This window comes from Pseudomonas sp. PDM32, assembly GCF_019219225.1.
GTDB classification, from domain to species: domain Bacteria; phylum Pseudomonadota; class Gammaproteobacteria; order Pseudomonadales; family Pseudomonadaceae; genus Aquipseudomonas; species Aquipseudomonas laurylsulfatiphila.
The window spans coordinates 195,694-211,329 of sequence record NZ_JAHUWE010000006.1 but is presented as its reverse complement, the minus strand read 5'-3'; the positions used below and the strand labels follow the sequence as shown (position 1 = coordinate 211,329).

The 15,636-nt window shown below is 60.7% G+C and carries 14 protein-coding genes; 3 read left to right on the top strand and 11 right to left on the bottom strand.

Features of this window, described 5'->3' with window-relative positions; translation table 11 throughout:
• Window positions 1-3: 3 nt before the first annotated feature.
• From KW846_RS13565 to KW846_RS13555, 3 genes are all read right to left on the bottom strand, one after another.
• Complete coding sequence (locus tag KW846_RS13565) at window positions 4-840, bottom strand: ABC transporter substrate-binding protein (RefSeq protein WP_218482758.1); 837 nt, start codon at window positions 838-840, stop codon at window positions 4-6.
• A gap of 192 nt (window positions 841-1,032) precedes the next feature.
• Window positions 1,033-1,962, bottom strand: a complete 930-nt coding sequence (locus tag KW846_RS13560) for an electron transfer flavoprotein subunit alpha/FixB family protein (protein WP_102674458.1) — start codon at window positions 1,960-1,962, stop codon at window positions 1,033-1,035.
• Complete coding sequence (locus KW846_RS13555; protein WP_015093946.1) at window positions 1,963-2,712, bottom strand: electron transfer flavoprotein subunit beta/FixA family protein; 750 nt, start codon at window positions 2,710-2,712, stop codon at window positions 1,963-1,965.
• A 548-nt stretch (window positions 2,713-3,260) separates the two neighbouring features.
• Here KW846_RS13555 and KW846_RS13550 point away from each other — a divergent pair.
• A complete protein-coding gene (locus KW846_RS13550) occupies window positions 3,261-4,925 on the top strand; it encodes an electron transfer flavoprotein-ubiquinone oxidoreductase (RefSeq protein ID WP_218482755.1) in 1,665 nt (554 codons plus the stop codon).
• 183 nt (window positions 4,926-5,108) lie between these two features.
• On the opposite strand, the gene KW846_RS13545 is transcribed toward KW846_RS13550, so the two are convergent.
• The 6 genes from KW846_RS13545 to KW846_RS13520 all read right to left on the bottom strand — a co-directional run bounded on the left by KW846_RS13545 (window position 5,109) and on the right by KW846_RS13520 (window position 10,976).
• Window positions 5,109-5,912 carry an IclR family transcriptional regulator gene (locus KW846_RS13545; protein WP_218482753.1) on the bottom strand — a complete coding sequence of 268 codons (804 nt, stop codon included), beginning with the start codon at window positions 5,910-5,912 and terminating at the stop codon, window positions 5,109-5,111.
• Window positions 5,913-5,972: 60 nt separating this feature from the next.
• Window positions 5,973-7,283, bottom strand: coding sequence for an MFS transporter (locus KW846_RS13540; protein WP_104448996.1), 1,311 nt, complete (start codon window positions 7,281-7,283; stop codon window positions 5,973-5,975).
• Window positions 7,284-7,474: 191 nt separating this feature from the next.
• A complete protein-coding gene (dgoD, locus tag KW846_RS13535; protein WP_007977010.1) occupies window positions 7,475-8,623 on the bottom strand; it encodes a galactonate dehydratase in 1,149 nt (382 codons plus the stop codon).
• Between the two features lie 44 nt (window positions 8,624-8,667).
• Window positions 8,668-9,288: a 2-dehydro-3-deoxy-6-phosphogalactonate aldolase gene (locus tag KW846_RS13530; protein ID WP_218482751.1), complete on the bottom strand. Its 621-nt coding sequence runs from the start codon at window positions 9,286-9,288 to the stop codon at window positions 8,668-8,670.
• Window positions 9,289-9,306: 18 nt separating this feature from the next.
• Window positions 9,307-10,299 carry a 2-dehydro-3-deoxygalactonokinase gene (locus tag KW846_RS13525; protein ID WP_218482748.1) on the bottom strand — a complete coding sequence of 331 codons (993 nt, stop codon included), beginning with the start codon at window positions 10,297-10,299 and terminating at the stop codon, window positions 9,307-9,309.
• A gap of 194 nt (window positions 10,300-10,493) precedes the next feature.
• Window positions 10,494-10,976: a GNAT family N-acetyltransferase gene (locus tag KW846_RS13520; RefSeq protein ID WP_085724875.1), complete on the bottom strand. Its 483-nt coding sequence runs from the start codon at window positions 10,974-10,976 to the stop codon at window positions 10,494-10,496.
• Window positions 10,977-11,312: 336 nt separating this feature from the next.
• Here KW846_RS13520 and KW846_RS13515 point away from each other — a divergent pair, with 336 nt between their 5' ends.
• Window positions 11,313-12,518, top strand: coding sequence for an MFS transporter (locus tag KW846_RS13515; protein WP_218482746.1), 1,206 nt, complete (start codon window positions 11,313-11,315; stop codon window positions 12,516-12,518).
• 81 nt (window positions 12,519-12,599) lie between these two features.
• The gene (locus tag KW846_RS13510; protein WP_218482744.1) at window positions 12,600-12,923 is read left to right on the top strand and encodes a hypothetical protein; all 324 of its coding nucleotides are present in this window, start codon (window positions 12,600-12,602) and stop codon (window positions 12,921-12,923) included.
• Between the two features lie 131 nt (window positions 12,924-13,054).
• Here KW846_RS13510 and araH read toward each other — a convergent pair whose 3' ends face one another.
• Both araH and araG read right to left on the bottom strand, forming a co-directional pair.
• Window positions 13,055-14,023, bottom strand: a complete 969-nt coding sequence (gene araH / locus KW846_RS13505; RefSeq protein ID WP_033048066.1) for an L-arabinose ABC transporter permease AraH — start codon at window positions 14,021-14,023, stop codon at window positions 13,055-13,057.
• A 12-nt stretch (window positions 14,024-14,035) separates the two neighbouring features.
• Window positions 14,036-15,574 (bottom strand): L-arabinose ABC transporter ATP-binding protein AraG, encoded by a 1,539-nt coding sequence (gene araG / locus KW846_RS13500; protein ID WP_218482742.1) that lies wholly within the window; start codon window positions 15,572-15,574, stop codon window positions 14,036-14,038.
• Window positions 15,575-15,636 lie beyond the last annotated feature (62 nt).

The window sequence follows — 15,636 nt, the reverse complement described above, 5'->3', positions numbered from 1 at the left end:
TCCCTACTGTTTTGGGGTACTGACGGGTTGTTGCGAGGGTTGCTGCGGTTGTGAGCGTTGTGCCTTCCAACGTTCGATATTGCGCAGCAGCACGGCCTCCGTCAGTCCGGACGCGGGCAATTCTGTCATCTTTTTGGCCAACTGTCCGCGCAACCACGGATCGTTGCAGGCCGAGTTGTGGGAAATCGCCAGGAACAGGCCAGGCTTGTCGACCGGTTGCGAACGCGCGCTCAGATCACCAGCCATGCCCAGTGTCTGTGCAGTCGCCATGCCCGAGTAACGTCCGGCCAGGACAAATTCGACTTCACCCAACAATAGTTTCTGAAAGGCCAGGGTCAGGTTGGACGTGCGCGCGAGGGTTAATTGCTGTGCGGCAAAGGTGCTGAATTGCGGGGTCAATCGAGCCTTTTCCGACACGGCACCCGGATGGCCGTGCAGATCGGATGCTTCGTTGTAGACCAGTGTCGAATCCTTGCGCGTCCAGACCAGGTAGTCGTTTTCCAGCAAGGGTGGATGGATGAAATCCAGGGTTTCCAGCTCACTGACGGTCAACGTCGCGTCCGCCAGCATGTCCATGCGTCCGCTGCGTACTTCATCCAGCGCCTGGGCGCGTTTGCCGGCATACAGCAGTTCGACCTTGAGCCCCAACTCCCCCGCCACTTGCTGCAACAAATCGGCACTGGCACCGATCAGGTGTTTGGGATTCTGCGGGTCTTGCCACAGGTACGGCGGCGCGTCGGGGCTGCCGGTGACCACCAGGCGTTCACATTTGCCTGCAGCGAAAGACAGCACCGGCAACAGCGTCAATCCCAGCAAGCTCCACACACAGCGCAGATCCATGGCTTCACACTCCACTCATACCCGGTTGTGCCTCCTGTAGGAGCGAGCTTGCTCGCGATGGACGTTAACGATGACGCGTTCATTCTGGAAAAACGCGGCGCATTGAAGTCCATCGCGAGCAGGCTCGCTCCTACAGAGAGCAAAAAAAAGCCCGACCAAAAGGCCGGGCTCTTTATAAGTGAAGCAGCCGGTTTAGACCAGCTTCTCCAGCTCAGGGATGGCTTCGAACAGGTCCGCCACCAGGCCGTAATCGGCCACCTGGAAGATCGGCGCTTCTTCGTCCTTGTTGATCGCAACGATCACTTTGGAGTCTTTCATGCCGGCCAGGTGCTGGATCGCGCCGGAGATACCGACGGCGATGTACAGCTGTGGCGCAACGATCTTGCCGGTCTGACCGACCTGCATGTCGTTCGGAACAAAACCTGCGTCGACCGCGGCGCGCGAAGCACCCACGGCAGCGCCCAGCTTGTCGGCCAGGGCGTACAGATGTTTGAAGTTGTCGCCGTTCTGCATGCCGCGCCCGCCCGAAACGACGATCTTGGCAGCGGTCAGTTCCGGACGATCGGACTTGGCCAGTTCTTCGCCGACGAAGCTGGAGATGCCAGCGTCGTGGGCAGCAGCAACCGCTTCAACAGCAGCCGAACCACCGTCAGCGGCAACCGGGTCGAAACCGGTGGCACGCACGGTGATCACTTTGACCGCAGCGTTCGATTGAACGGTGGCGATGGCGTTACCGGCGTAGATCGGACGCTTGAAAGTGTCGGCGCTTTCTACCGAGATGATCTCGGAGATCTGGTCAACGTCCAGTGCAGCGGCAACGCGCGGCAGGATGTTTTTGCCGTTGGAAGTGGCGGCAGCCAGGATGTGGCTGTAGCCCTTGCCCAGTTCGGCAACCAGCGGTGCAACGTTTTCCGGCAGTTGGTGAGCGTAGGCAGCGTTATCGGCTACCAGCACTTTAGCCACGCCAGCGACTTTCGCAGCGGCTTCAGCCACGGCGCCAGCGCCCTGGCCTGCAACCAGAACGTGGATATCACCACCGATTTTGGCGGCAGCAGCAACGGTGTTCAGCGTGGCCGGGGCCAGCACTTTGTTGTCGTGTTCAGCAATAACCAAGATAGTCATTTAGATTACCTTCGCTTCGTTTTTCAGTTTCTCGACCAGTTCAGCCACCGACTTGACCTTGATACCCGCGCTGCGTGCAGCCGGCGCTTCGACTTTCAGGGTCTTGTTGGTGGAGGCGGTGGAAACGCCCAAAGCGTCCGGAGTCAGCACTTCGAGAGGCTTCTTCTTGGCTTTCATGATGTTTGGCAGAGACGCGTAGCGCGGCTCGTTCAAACGCAGGTCGGTGGTGACGATGGCCGGCAGTTTCAGGGAAACTGTCTGCGCGCCGCCGTCGATTTCTCGAGTCACGGCAACGCTGTCGCCGCTGATTTCGACTTTCGAAGCGAACGTGCCCTGACCGTAGCCGCTCAGTGCAGCGAGCATCTGGCCAGTCTGGTTGTTGTCGCTGTCGATGGCTTGTTTGCCAAGGATCACCAACTGAGGCTGTTCCTTGTCGACAACAGCCTTCAGCAGCTTGGCAACAGCCAGGGAGGTCAGGTCTTCGGCGGACTCGACGAGGATGGCGCGGTCGGCACCCAGAGCCAGCGCGGTGCGCAGTTGCTCTTGAGCGGTTGACGGGCCGACGGAGACGACGACGATTTCAGTCGCAACACCTTTTTCTTTCAGGCGTACGGCTTCTTCCACGGCGATCTCGCAGAACGGGTTCATCGACATCTTGACGTTGGCAAGATCGACGCCGGAATTGTCCGCCTTGACGCGAACCTTGACGTTGTAATCCACAACGCGTTTGACAGCTACAAGAACCTTCATGGATTCCTCGTTACTCTCCGGTGAAAAGAAAGTCGCCTAGGCGAACCTGGCGGTTGATGCTCATCGGGCGCAAGGGCACCTCCAAAAACGCCGGCAAAGGTGTCAAGTGACCAGCGCTCATGATCTGCATGACCGTTCGTCAGTGGTGACTGACGAGTCATTCAACATCGCGGCGTGTAAACTGCGCATCAAACCCGCGCAGCGCATCACTCTCTACTGCCATCGCCCTGTCTTTAGAGGTGCTCTTGAAACCAACTGCCAGCCTACGGCGAGCGCAAAACCGCCCGTATCTTGACCGGAACGCCTATTCCGGTCAATACGCCAAAATGGCCGTTCATAAGCCGCGTGACTTTGATTTCTCTGGCTTTGAGCCAATTCAAACAAACGTTTGTATTGGACGCTGAGAGTGGTGTAGATATAATGCGCCACCCAAAGAGAAAGGTGGTCAATCGATTGTCCGCTTTCGGCGTTGCGCCGGAATTCATGGATGCGACACCCAACCTCCAAATTAGAAAAAAAACTGTTGAGCCTTGAGTAGGAGATAACCTGTGGAACGCGAATACATGGAATTCGACGTCGTCATCGTCGGTGCCGGCCCCGCTGGTCTTTCCGCCGCCTGCCGCTTGAAGCAGAAGGCCGCCGAAGCCGGTAAGGAAATCAGCGTCTGCGTGGTCGAAAAAGGCTCCGAAGTCGGTGCTCACATTCTGTCCGGTGCCGTGTTTGAACCACGCGCCCTGAACGAACTGTTCCCGGACTGGAAAGCACTCGGCGCGCCGCTGAACACCCCCGTCACCCGTGACGACATCTTCGTGCTGAAGAACGCTGAAAGCGCGCAGAAAGTTCCAGACTTCTTTGTGCCCAAGACCATGCACAACGAAGGCAACTACATCATCTCCCTGGGCAACCTGTGCCGCTGGCTGGCCCAGCAGGCCGAGAACCTGGGCGTGGAAATCTACCCGGGCTTCGCCGCTCAGGAAGCGCTGATCGACGAGAACGGCGTGGTGCGCGGGATCATCACCGGCGACCTGGGCGTCGATCGCGAAGGCCATCCGAAAGAAGGCCTGTACACCCCGGGCATGGAACTGCGTGGCAAATACACGCTGTTCGCCGAAGGTTGCCGTGGCCACATCGGCAAGCAGCTGATCAAGCGCTTCAACCTCGACAGCGATGCCGATGCCCAGCACTACGGCATCGGCCTGAAGGAAATCTGGGAAGTCGACCCGGCCAAACACCAGCCAGGCCTGGTGGTGCACACCGCCGGTTGGCCGATGGACATCATGGGCACCGAGAACACCGGTGGCTCGTTCCTCTATCACCTGGAAAACAACCAGGTCGTCGTCGGCCTGATCGTCGACCTGTCCTACAGCAACACCTACCTGTCGCCGTTCGACGAGTTCCAGCGCCTCAAGCATCACCCGGTGCTCAAGCAGTACCTGGAAGGCGGCAAGCGCATCAGCTACGGCGCTCGCGCCATCTGCAAAGGCGGCCTGAACTCGCTGCCGAAGATGGTTTTCAAAGGCGGCGCGCTGATCGGTTGCGACCTCGGCACCCTGAACTTCGCCAAGATCAAGGGCAGCCACACCGCGATGAAGTCCGGCATGCTCGCCGCTGAATCCGTGGCCGAAGCACTGTTCGCAGAGAAGGACGGCAGCGAAGAGCTGACCACCTACGTCGACGCGTTCAAGAAGAGCTGGCTCTACGACGAACTGTTCGCCAGCCGCAACTTCGGCCCGGCGATCCACAAGTTCGGCGCCATCGTCGGTGGCGGCTTCAACTGGCTGGACCAGAACATCTTCGGCGGCAAACTGCCGTTCACTCTGCACGACACCAAGCCGGATTACGCTTGCCTGAAACTGGCGGCCGACTGCAAGAAGATCGACTACCCGAAACCGGACGGCAAGATCAGCTTCGACAAACTGAGTTCGGTGTTCATCTCCGGTACCAACCACGAAGAAGAGCAGCCGTGCCACCTGAAGCTGGCCGATCCGAGCATCCCGATCAGCAAGAACCTGCCGCTGTATGATGAGCCGGCACAGCGTTACTGCCCGGCCGGCGTGTATGAAGTGATCACCAAGGAAGATGGCGAGAAGCGCTTCCAGATCAACGCCCAGAACTGCGTTCACTGCAAGACCTGCGACATCAAGGACCCTGCACAGAACATCACCTGGGTAACGCCGGAAGGCGCTGGCGGCCCGACTTACCCGAACATGTAAGCCGACCGCTGAACATCAAGGCTCCCGAATGGGGGCCTTTTTGTTGCCTGGCATTTATGCAACAACACAAACCCCTTGTGGGAGCGGGCTTGCTCGCGAAAGCGTCCCGTCAGTCGACACTGGCATTAACTGACAGATTGCTTTCGCGAGCAGGCTCGCTCCCACAAGGGTTGCTGCGTGAAGTCAGATTTTGGCGCCCAGCTCCGCCGAGAGCCGCGCCGTAACACCCTTGATCAACGGAATCAGCTCGGCCATTTTTTCCAGCGGCATGTACGGCACGGTACTGGCGATGCTGATGCCGGCAACGATGCGCTTGCTGGCATCGCGCACCGGCGCCGCCACGCAACGGATCGACGGCTCGTTATCTTCCAGATCGAAGGCATAACCGCCGGCCACGTACTCGACCATGCGCTGCTCGAACTGCTCCCAGGATTGCTCCGGGTGCTGCGGCCAGAACTGGTTTTTTCCACCCACCGGCAGGCTGACTTGGTACAGGCGCTGCCACTCTTGCGGCGAATCATCGAGCATCAGCGCCTTGCCGATCCCGGTGCGCGCCAGCGGCATGCGATGGCCGACCCGCGAACGCATTTCCGGGCCATTGCGCCCCGGGTTCTTGTGCAGGTACAGCACTTCGTCGCCCTCACGAATCGCCAGATGAATGGTGTCGCCGGTCAACGCCGATAACTCATCCAGATACGGCCCGGCCAGGGTCACCAACGGCAACTCTTCACGGGCCTGAAACCCCAACTCGATCAACTTCGGCCCCAGCAGATAACCGACTTGCGGCACCACCCGCAGGTAACGCTCGTCCACCAGGCAACTGGCCAGGCGATGGGTGGTGCTGCGCGTGGTACCGATCAGCCGGGCGATTTCCTTGAGGTCGCGGGCGCCGCTGGCCACGGCATGAACCACACCCAAACCGCGGAGCAGGGTCTGGGTGCCGGTCGGCGCGGCGTCCTTGGCGATTTTTGGGGCATCTTCCTGCATATCCAGCCTTTACCGTTGAGCGAGTGAACGGGCGGCATTATGGTCGCCCGGAGACCACGACTACAACTTGATACGCTCGACCTTGCCCACCAGCAAGATGTAGGACAGTGCACCAATCAATGCCAGCACCGAGATGTAGGTGATCGCCGGGGCAAAGGAATCACCCGTGGCGAGAAAGCCGATCACGATCGGCGTGGCAATGGCCGACAGGTTGCCGATGAAGTTGAACACGCCACCGGTCAGCCCGAGCAAACGCGCCGGGGCGAGCGTCGACACCAGTGACCAGGTGATCGACGCCAGGCCGTTGCCGAAAAATGCCAGCGCGAGGAAGGCAATCACCAACGGCGTCGACTCAACGAAATTGGCACCGATGATCGAGGTGGAAATCAGCAAGCCGCTGATGATCGGCAACTTGCGGGCGAAACCTACTGTGTAACCGCGACGGATCAAAAAGTCCGAGAAGAAACCGGAACACAGCACACCGATAAACGCGGCGAGAAACGGCAACGACGCCAGCAGGCCGGACTTGATGAAATCCATGCCGCGGTATTTCACCAGGTAGGTCGGGAACCAGGTGAGGAAGAACCACAGGGTCGAGTTGAGGCAGAACTGCCCGAGGTAGATGCCCCAGAGTTTACGTTTGGTCAGGACAATGCCAAGGTCAGTCCAGCTGAATTTGGCTTTGACCTTGGCCTGTTCGGCCTGGATATCCACCAGCCCGCCGCCCTCGCGGATCAAGTCGATCTCCGCCTGATTGGCGCCTTTGAAGTCCCGCGGCTCGCGATACACCGCGTACCAGATCACTGCCCACAGAATGCCTACCGCGCCGGTGGTGACGAACACCATGTGCCAGCCGAATTCGTGCTGTAGCCAGGCCAGCACCGGCGTCAGGAAGGCCAGGCCGACGAATTGCCCGGAGGTGTAGAAACCGATGGCAGTGGCACGCTCGCGCTCGGGGAACCAGGTGGTGACCACGCGGCTGTTGATCGGATAGGCCGGCGCTTCCAGGGCGCCGACCGCCATGCGCAACACGAACAGCGCTATGAAGCTGCCGGCGAAGCCGAGCATCACGGTGGCAATCGACCACAGCAACAGCGCTGCCGTGTAAAGGATGCGTGGCGGGACCCGGTCTACCAGCCAGCCGCCGGGGATCTGCATGGCGGCGTAAGTCCAGCCGAAGGCAGAGAAGATCAGGCCGACGTGGATCGGGTCGATGCCCAGGTCACTGGTCAATGCCGGGGCGGCAATCGACAGGTTGCTGCGGTCCAGGTAGTTGATCACCACGGTGATGAACAACAGCACCATGATGAAAAAACGCTTGCGGCTGGGCGTCACCAACGACGCCTGCCCGGTGAGGGTTTGCGGTTGCATGGGGGGGGTGCCTCTTCTTATGTTTATTGAGGTCGAAAACCGGGATTACGCAGATCTCACTGTGCATGGAGATCAAACTGTGGGAACGAGCCTGCTCGCGAATGCGGTGTGTCAGGCAACATCAATGTTGAATGCACCATCGTCTTCGCGAGCAGGCTCGCTCCCACAGGGTTCAGGGGTGTGTCAGTCACTCACCACTCGGCAAAACTGCCATCGGCATGGCGCCAGATCGGGTTGCGCCAGCGGTGGCCGATGGCGGCGCGTTCGATCACGTATTCCTCGTTGATCTCGATGCCCAGGCCCGGGCCGTTCGGGATCTTCACGAAGCCCTGGTCGTAGTCGAACACCCGTGGGTCTTTTACGTAGTCGAGCAGGTCGTTGCTCTCGTTGTAGTGGATGCCCAGGCTCTGCTCCTGGATGAATGCGTTGTAGCAAGCCGCGTCCAGTTGCAGGCAAGCCGCCAGGGCAATCGGCCCCAGCGGGCAATGCAGCGCCAGCGCCACGTCGTAGGCTTCGGCCATGTTGGCGATCTTGCGAGTTTCGGTGATACCACCGGCGTGAGACGCATCCGGCTGGATGATGTCGACGTAGCCTTCGCTGAGCACGCGCTTGAAGTCCCAGCGCGAGAACAGGCGCTCACCGAGGGCAATCGGAGTGCTGGTCAGTGGCGCCAGCTCTTTCAGCGCTTCGTAGTTTTCGCTGAGCACCGGCTCTTCGATGAACATCAGCTTGTACGGATCAAGCTCCTTCATCAGCACCTTGGCCATGGGCTTGTGCACCCGGCCATGGAAGTCCACGCCGATGCCGACGTTCGGGCCGACCGCATCGCGCACGGCAGCGACGTTGGCCAGGGCCTGGTCGACTTTGTCGAAGGTGTCGAGGAATTGCAGTTCTTCGGTGCCGTTCATTTTCACCGCGGTGAAACCGCGCTCGACCGCTTCCTTGGCTGCACGCGCCGTGTCCGCCGGGCGGTCGCCGCCGATCCACGAATACACGCGAATCTTGTCCCGCACCTGACCACCCAGCAGGTCGCTGACCGACACCCCCAGCGCCTTGCCCTTGATGTCCCACAAGGCCTGGTCGATACCGGCCAGGGCGCTCATGTGGATCGCGCCGCCACGGTAGAAGCCACCGCGATAGAGCACGGTCCAGATGTCTTCGATGTTGCGTGGGTCTTTGCCGATCAGGTAGTCGGACAATTCCTCAACGGCAGCGGCGACGGTATGGGCGCGGCCTTCGACCACGGGCTCGCCCCAACCGGTAACGCCCTCGTCGGTTTCGACCTTGAGGAAGCACCAGCGTGGCGGAACGATGAAGGTGGTCAGTTTGGTGATTTTCATCTGTTGTCTCTCTTATGGATGCAGCGCTCGCAGCGCAAAAAGTCTTAGCGAAGGGCTTTCCAGGCAGCGACATAGGCCTTGGCATTGGCCGCCACTTGCGCAGGCGTCATGCCCGGTTTGAACAGACCGGAGCCGAGGCCGAAACCTTTGACGCCCGCGTCGATAAACTCCTGCATGTTGTCCGGGGTGATGCCACCGACCGGCGCCAGGATCGTCCCGGCCGGCAGTACCGCCAGCCAGGCCTTGACGACTGCCGGCCCCATTTGCTCGGCCGGGAACAGCTTGAGGATGTCCGCGCCTTCGGCCAGCGCCGCGAAGGCTTCGGTCGGCGTGGCGACACCGGGCGACAGAGACAACCCCGCCGCTTTCGCCGCTCGCAGGACCTTCGGATCGCTATGGGGCATGACGATCACCTGGCCCCCCGCCGCTTTCACCTGCTCGACCTGTTCCGGCGTCAGCACCGTGCCGGCACCGATCAGGCAATCGGCAGGCAAGGTACTGCGCAGGATGCGGATGCTGTCGTACGGGTCAGGGGAATTGAGCGGCACTTCGATGACGCGAAATCCGGCGGCGTACAGCACTTCGCCGATAGCGGCAGCTTCCTGTGGACGCAAGCCGCGCAGGATCGCGATCAGGCCGTTTTGCGCCAGCGCTTGTTTGAGCATGTCAGACCTCCAGCAGGTTTAAGGGGATGCGGTGGATGTGACCAGACCGGCGGCGAGCGCCAGTTGCCACAAGCCGCGTTCGGTGGCCTGTTCGGCCAGGGTCACCCGGGCAAAACCGCAGGCGTCAAGCGCACGGCGGTAGCGGGCACAGAGTTGGGTGTTGCCGATAAGGATGATCGACGGCAGGTGCACGCTGTTGCGCCGACGCCGCTGGACATTGGCCAGGGCCGACAACTCGTGGCCGATCAGCAGGCCGGACAGATAGTCCGCCTGAGCGGTGGCGCTCAATTCGCCGGTCAGGCCCAGGCTGCGGGCGCTGAACAGAGTGGACAGCGGACCGGTTTCACCGTCCGCCGACAACGCGACCTGCACGCCGCGATCAAACGCGTCGCCATCGAAAGACCCGCCACGTTGCTGGGTGCGTCCGAGAATGCTGTGCTCGCTGAGCACGGCGAAGACTTCGCCGGTCATGAAGGTATCGAAATGCACGATACAGCCGTCGGCCACTTCCACCCATTTCGAATGACTGCCCGGCAGACCAATCAGCAGGTCCGCGCTAGCCTCGCCCGGCAGGTTCTGCAGCACACCGAGCACCTGGGTTTCTTCGCCGCGCATCACGTTCGGCAAACGTGAACGCTCGATGACGCCGGGCACGATGTGCACATCGACGCCACGCAGGCTGCGCACGGTTTGCAAGGAAGTGCCGAGCGTGGCGACGTTCGCCGGCGTGTCGCGGTACGCCGCTTCGCACCAGCCCTGGGCGCTGCCGACCATGCCACAGGCAATCACCGGCAATCGCGGCTGGGCATCGAGCCAGTCACCGCATGCCTCATCGAAGGCCAGTTCAAAACCATCGGTGCATTCCCGGCCGCCGATGATTCGCGGCGCCTTGGGCAACTGCATGATTCCCGACGCCAGCGAACGCTGTTCGAGCACCTGCCCGCCTTCAGCCAGTTTGTAAGCACGTAATGAGGTTGTCCCCCAGTCGAGCGCGATCAATTGCGCCTGCATCGCTTCACCTGTTTTGGTTTTTGGCAGTGAGTGAGCGGGACTATAAACCCGGATGACTGAAAATCTCAATATATAAATATTTATCCCACATTGTGAGACGCAGACAAAAAAATCGCAGCCTTCGACAGCTCCTACAAGGTGAACGTTCGTCCCGGTGTAGGAGCTGCCGAAGGCTGCGATCTTTTAAGGTTCGATCAATTACCCGCAGCAAAATCCCTCAAAACGGCCCCGTCCATCCGATACCGAACCCACTCCTCCTGCGGCTGCGCGCCCAGGGATTTGTAGAAGTCGATGGCCGGCGTATTCCACTCCAGCACGCTCCACTCGAAACGACCGCAGTCGTTGGCGCAGGCGATTTTCGCCAGATGCCGCAGCAGGGTCTTGCCCGCGCCACCGCCGCGCTGCTCCGGCGTGATGTAAAGGTCCTCGAGGTACAGGCAATTGCTGCCCAACCAGGTGGAATAGCTGAAAAAGAACACCGCAAAACCGATGGCTGCGCCGTCGCGCAGGCAGATCAGGCCATGGGCGGTGGCGCCTTCGCTGAACAGGCTGCGCTCGATATCGGCAACGCTGGCGATGACTTCATGGCGGGCACGTTCGTAGTCGGCCAGTTCAGTGATGAACGCGAGGATTTGCGGTGCATCACTGGGGGTCGCCGGGCGGATTTCGATCGTCATGGACGTGCCTTGTCTAAAGTTGAAAACGCCATACTAAGGCGACACGATATTTGTGGCGAGGGGGCTTGCCCCCGTTGGCCTGCGAAGCAGGCCCTTTCTCAGCGATCGCATTACACCAGAAAGATTCCAGTGTTCTTTTTGGGGTTGCTGCGCAACCCAACGGGGGCAAGCCCCCTCACCACAAGCAAGCCCCCTCGCCACAAAAGCCCCTTGCCAAAAAATGGATCTTCACTCCGGTCGCCACTAACCCTGGCATCGATAACCTTGGACCTGACATTCGGGCACTGCGTGGTTAGATAGCGGCGCTGCTCACTTATCCGGTCAAGGAACCGCGTCATGCCTACCGCAACACCCCCAGTCTCAAGCAAGTTGTTCGGCCTGTTTTGCCTTGCCAGTTACCTGTTGTCATTGTCCTATGGCTCGACCTTCCTGCTGTCGCTGTTGATCGGCTCGCGTGGCGGCAACGAACACGACGCCGGCAATGTGATTTCGGCGGCGATGCTCAGCACCTTTGCGGCGGTGATTGTTTCCGGCCATCTGTCCGACCTGCTCGGTGCCGCCCGGTCAGTGGCACTGTTCGGTGTGTTGCTGGTAGCGGCCAGCCTGGGCTTCGCCCTGACCCCGGGCTTCGGCCCTCTGCTGTTGTTTTTCGGCCTGCTGCTGGGCCTGGGTTGGGGCGTGTTCTACACCCTCGGGCCGATCATCGTGGCAAGCCTGGTAACCCCCGCACAGCGCGCCAGATACTTCGCCCTGCTGTCGGGCAGCATGATGACCGGGATCGGCAGTGGTCCACTGCTCGGCCGCGCGGCGAGTGCCCTCGGGTATCCGGTGAGCGCTGCGTTTTATCTGGCGGCACTGGCCAGCCTGATCGGTGTGCTGCTGTTCTGGCGACTGCAGCAAAAATTGAATCAGGCCCACCTGCCATCGGGCAGCGTGTCGCGCATTTCCTGGCGAGCAGCAGGTCAGGTGCTGTCGTCCAGAGCTGTCTTCCCGATCATCATGGTCGGTCTTGGCGGCTGCGTGTTCGGCGGGCTGTCGAGCTTTCAAACCAGTTATGCCGCAGCGCACTCGCTCGACTACTCGCTGTTCTTCCTCGGCTTCATGAGCGCGGCGATCAGTGGCCGGATGCTGATTGCCGGGTTCGTGGTCAAGCGCGATCCATTGCGTGCCTCGTGCCTGCTTTCGGGGCTGATGCTGGCATCGATCGTCATGTTCGGTTTTGTCGTCGACAGCAGCTTCAGCTACGTGCTCGCGGCGGTGATGCTCGGGATCGGTTACGGCCTGACATACTCGGTGATCAACGGCCTGGCCGCCAATGAAGCGCCGACTGGCACCACCGCGCAATCCCTGCTGCTGTTCAGCCTGTCGTACTTCATCGGAGTGTTCGGCTTCCCCTTGCTGGCCGGGAAAATCATCGTCGAGCAAGGCATGGCCACCCTGCTGCTCACCGTTTTGGCGGTTGCTGCGCTCAACTGGTTGATCACCGCAGGCCGATTGATCTGGCGAAGGACTGCAGCGGCCAGGGCATTGACGCAGACCTGAGCCGTCCGTCGCTAACAACGCACCTATCCCGGTCGAGGACGGACTAATCAGGTAAGGACTCTACCCGTTGGAGACAACACCATGATCCTATCCAGGTTGACCGCCCTCGCCCTCACCACCCTGCTGTCTTGTGCCTCGTTCGCCGGGACCCTCGGCTCGGGCACCGGCCCGACCAATCCGGTGGAAAAACCCAGGGCGCCAGCCATCCAGAGTGCCCCCGGCATGAACACCGATGGCACCACGATCGACCACAACCTGCCTCCGTCCACCGGCACCGACCCACGCATCCAGGGCAATGACATGGGGCGTCAGGGCGGGGCGGACTTGCCGGACAAAAAAACGCCCGGCAGCGGTGGCCTCGGCTCCAGCACCACCGAGGACGAGGACAGCAACATCAGCCAATAGTGAAGCCAGGATAAATGTACTGAAGCTGATGGCCCCTTCGCGAGCAAGCCCGCGAAGGCGTCGTCATATCCAACATTTACATTTCAGACAGACCTTCGCGGGCAAGCCCGCGCCTACAGAGGAAATGTATGTCAGCGCTGCTTCAGTCGGTCAATAACCACCGCCAGCAGCAGAATCGAACCGCGAATCACATACTGATAAAACGTATCGATGTTCTTCAGGTTCATCGCATTCTCGATGATCGCCAGAATCAACACCCCGGCAATCACGTGCCGGATCATGCCGATACCGCCACTCAACGATACCCCGCCCAGTACGCAGGCCGAGATCACAGTCAGTTCAAAACCCTGGCCGATCATCGGTTGGCCGGAGGTCATGCGCGACGCCAGGATCACCCCGGCCAACGCGCCGATCACGCCATGCACGGCAAAGATGATGATCTTGGTCCGGTCGACATTGACCCCGGCCAGCAACGCCGCCTCCTGATTGCCTCCAATGGCCATGGTGTTGCGCCCATAGGTCGTGTAGTTCAGCAGCCAGCCGAAGAACAGGAAGCAGACAATGGTGATCAGGATCGGTACCGGCACGCCGAACATCTGGCCGTTACCGAACACGAAGAACGACTCCTGGGACACCCCCACCGCTTTGCCGTTGGCGAAGATGTAGGCCAGGCCGCGTACAATCTGCATGGTCGCCAGCGTGGTGATCAGCGCGTTGACCCGCAGCTTGGCGATGACGATGCCGTTGATCAGCCCGACGATCAGGCCCATTACAAGCGCCGCACAGACACCGAGAAACACGCTGTTGGTGTCACGCATCACCACCGCCGCAACCACCCCGGCACAGGCAATCACCGAGCCCACCGACAAGTCGAAATGCCCGGACGCCAGGCAATACAGCATGGTGCACGCCGCAATGCCGGTGGTGGAAATCGCCAGGCCCAGGCCACGCATGTTCAGCGGCGACAGGAAGTTGTCGATCATCAGGGTACAGAGCACGAAGATTCCGACGGCCGCCAGCAGCATTACCCAGTCATCTAGAAAACGCCGCATATCCAGCGGTTTGCGTGTAGTCGGCAGGGTGTTGTTTTGGGTTGTCATCATAGTCACCTCTCAGTTCGCCACGCCGTCGGCGCGTTGGCGCGGCAAAGCCAGTTGCAGCAGGTTGGATTCGTTGGCCTGGTCGCGGCTCAGTTCGCCACGCAGCGCGCCTTCGCACAGCACCAGGATGCGGTCGGAAATGCCCATGACTTCCATCAAGTCGCTGGACACCACAATCACCGCGATCCCTTCGGCCGCCAGGTTATGGATGATCTGGTAGATCTCGGCCTTGGCACCGATGTCGATGCCGCGGGTCGGTTCGTCGAGCAGCAGCACTTTCATTGGCATCGACAGCCAGCGGCCGAGAATGGCCTTCTGTTGATTGCCGCCGGATAGAAACTTGATCGGCTGCCCGGCGTGTGGGGTTTTCACCTTGAGCGCCTTGATCTGCTGGTCGGCGTTGCCTTTCTCCCACAAGCCACGCAACAGGCAGCCGAAGGTGGAATGGGCGCCGCGGGCGCTGATGTTGATGTTCTCGGCGACACTGGCCAGCGGCAGGATGCCTTCCTTCTTGCGGTCCTCTGGGCACAACAGGATCCCGGCGGCAATCGCGTCCCGGGGTGAGCGCAGCTTCAGTTCATGGCCACGCAGTTTCAGCTGTCCGGCGCGGCTTCGCGCCAGGCCACTGAGCAGGCGCAGCAGCTCGGTGCGACCGGCGCCCACCAACCCGAACAACCCGAGGATCTCGCCTTTGTGCACCTCGAAACTCACGGGCTCGCGTAACCCCGGCCCGAGCAGACCGTCGACCTTGAGTGCCACCGCGCCGCGCTGGCGCGGGCGGTAATCGTAGATGTCCTGGATGTCGCGCCCGACCATGCAGGTGACCAATTGATCATGGGTCAGCTCGCTCATGTCATCGAACGTGCGCACGTATCGCCCGTCCTTGAACACCGTCACCGCATTGCAGATGCGGAACACTTCTTCCATGCGGTGGGAGACGTAGAGCACCACTTTGCCCTCGTCCCGCAGGCGGCCGATGATCGCCATCAGGCGGTCGATCTCCCGCGCCGAAAGGCTGCTGGTGGGTTCGTCGAAGGCAATCACATGGGCGCCACGGGACAGCGCCTTGGCGATTTCCACCAGTTGCCGTTGCCCCAGGGACAGGCGCCCGACTTTCTCCTGCGGGTCGATTTCATCGGCCAGGCCTTTGAGACAGGCCAGCGCCTGCTGGCGCAAGGCGACGCGATTGATCAGGCCGAAACTGGCCGGCAGATGCCCGAGAAACAGGTTCTCGGCCACGGTCATTTCCGGCACCAGATGCAGCTCCTGGTGGATCACTGCGACGCCACTGCCGATGCTGTCGGCGGTGGACTTGAAGTCCATTGTCCGTTCGCCGATCTGCAAGGCTCCGCTGCTGGGTATGTAGGCCCCGCCGAGGATTTTCAGCAGCGTCGATTTACCGGCGCCGTTCTCGCCCATCAAGGCATGAACCTGCCCCGGATAGGCGACGAAGCTGATGTTGTCCAGCGCCTTCACCCCGGGAAAGGTCTTGCCGATCCCGTTGAAGCGCAAGCTGCCGCTGTGTTGTTGTGTATGTGTTTGCGCGTGCATAACCCACCTCTTCAAACCGGACAGGCAACCTCGTCACCGAGGCCGCCGCTGAAATCAATGGC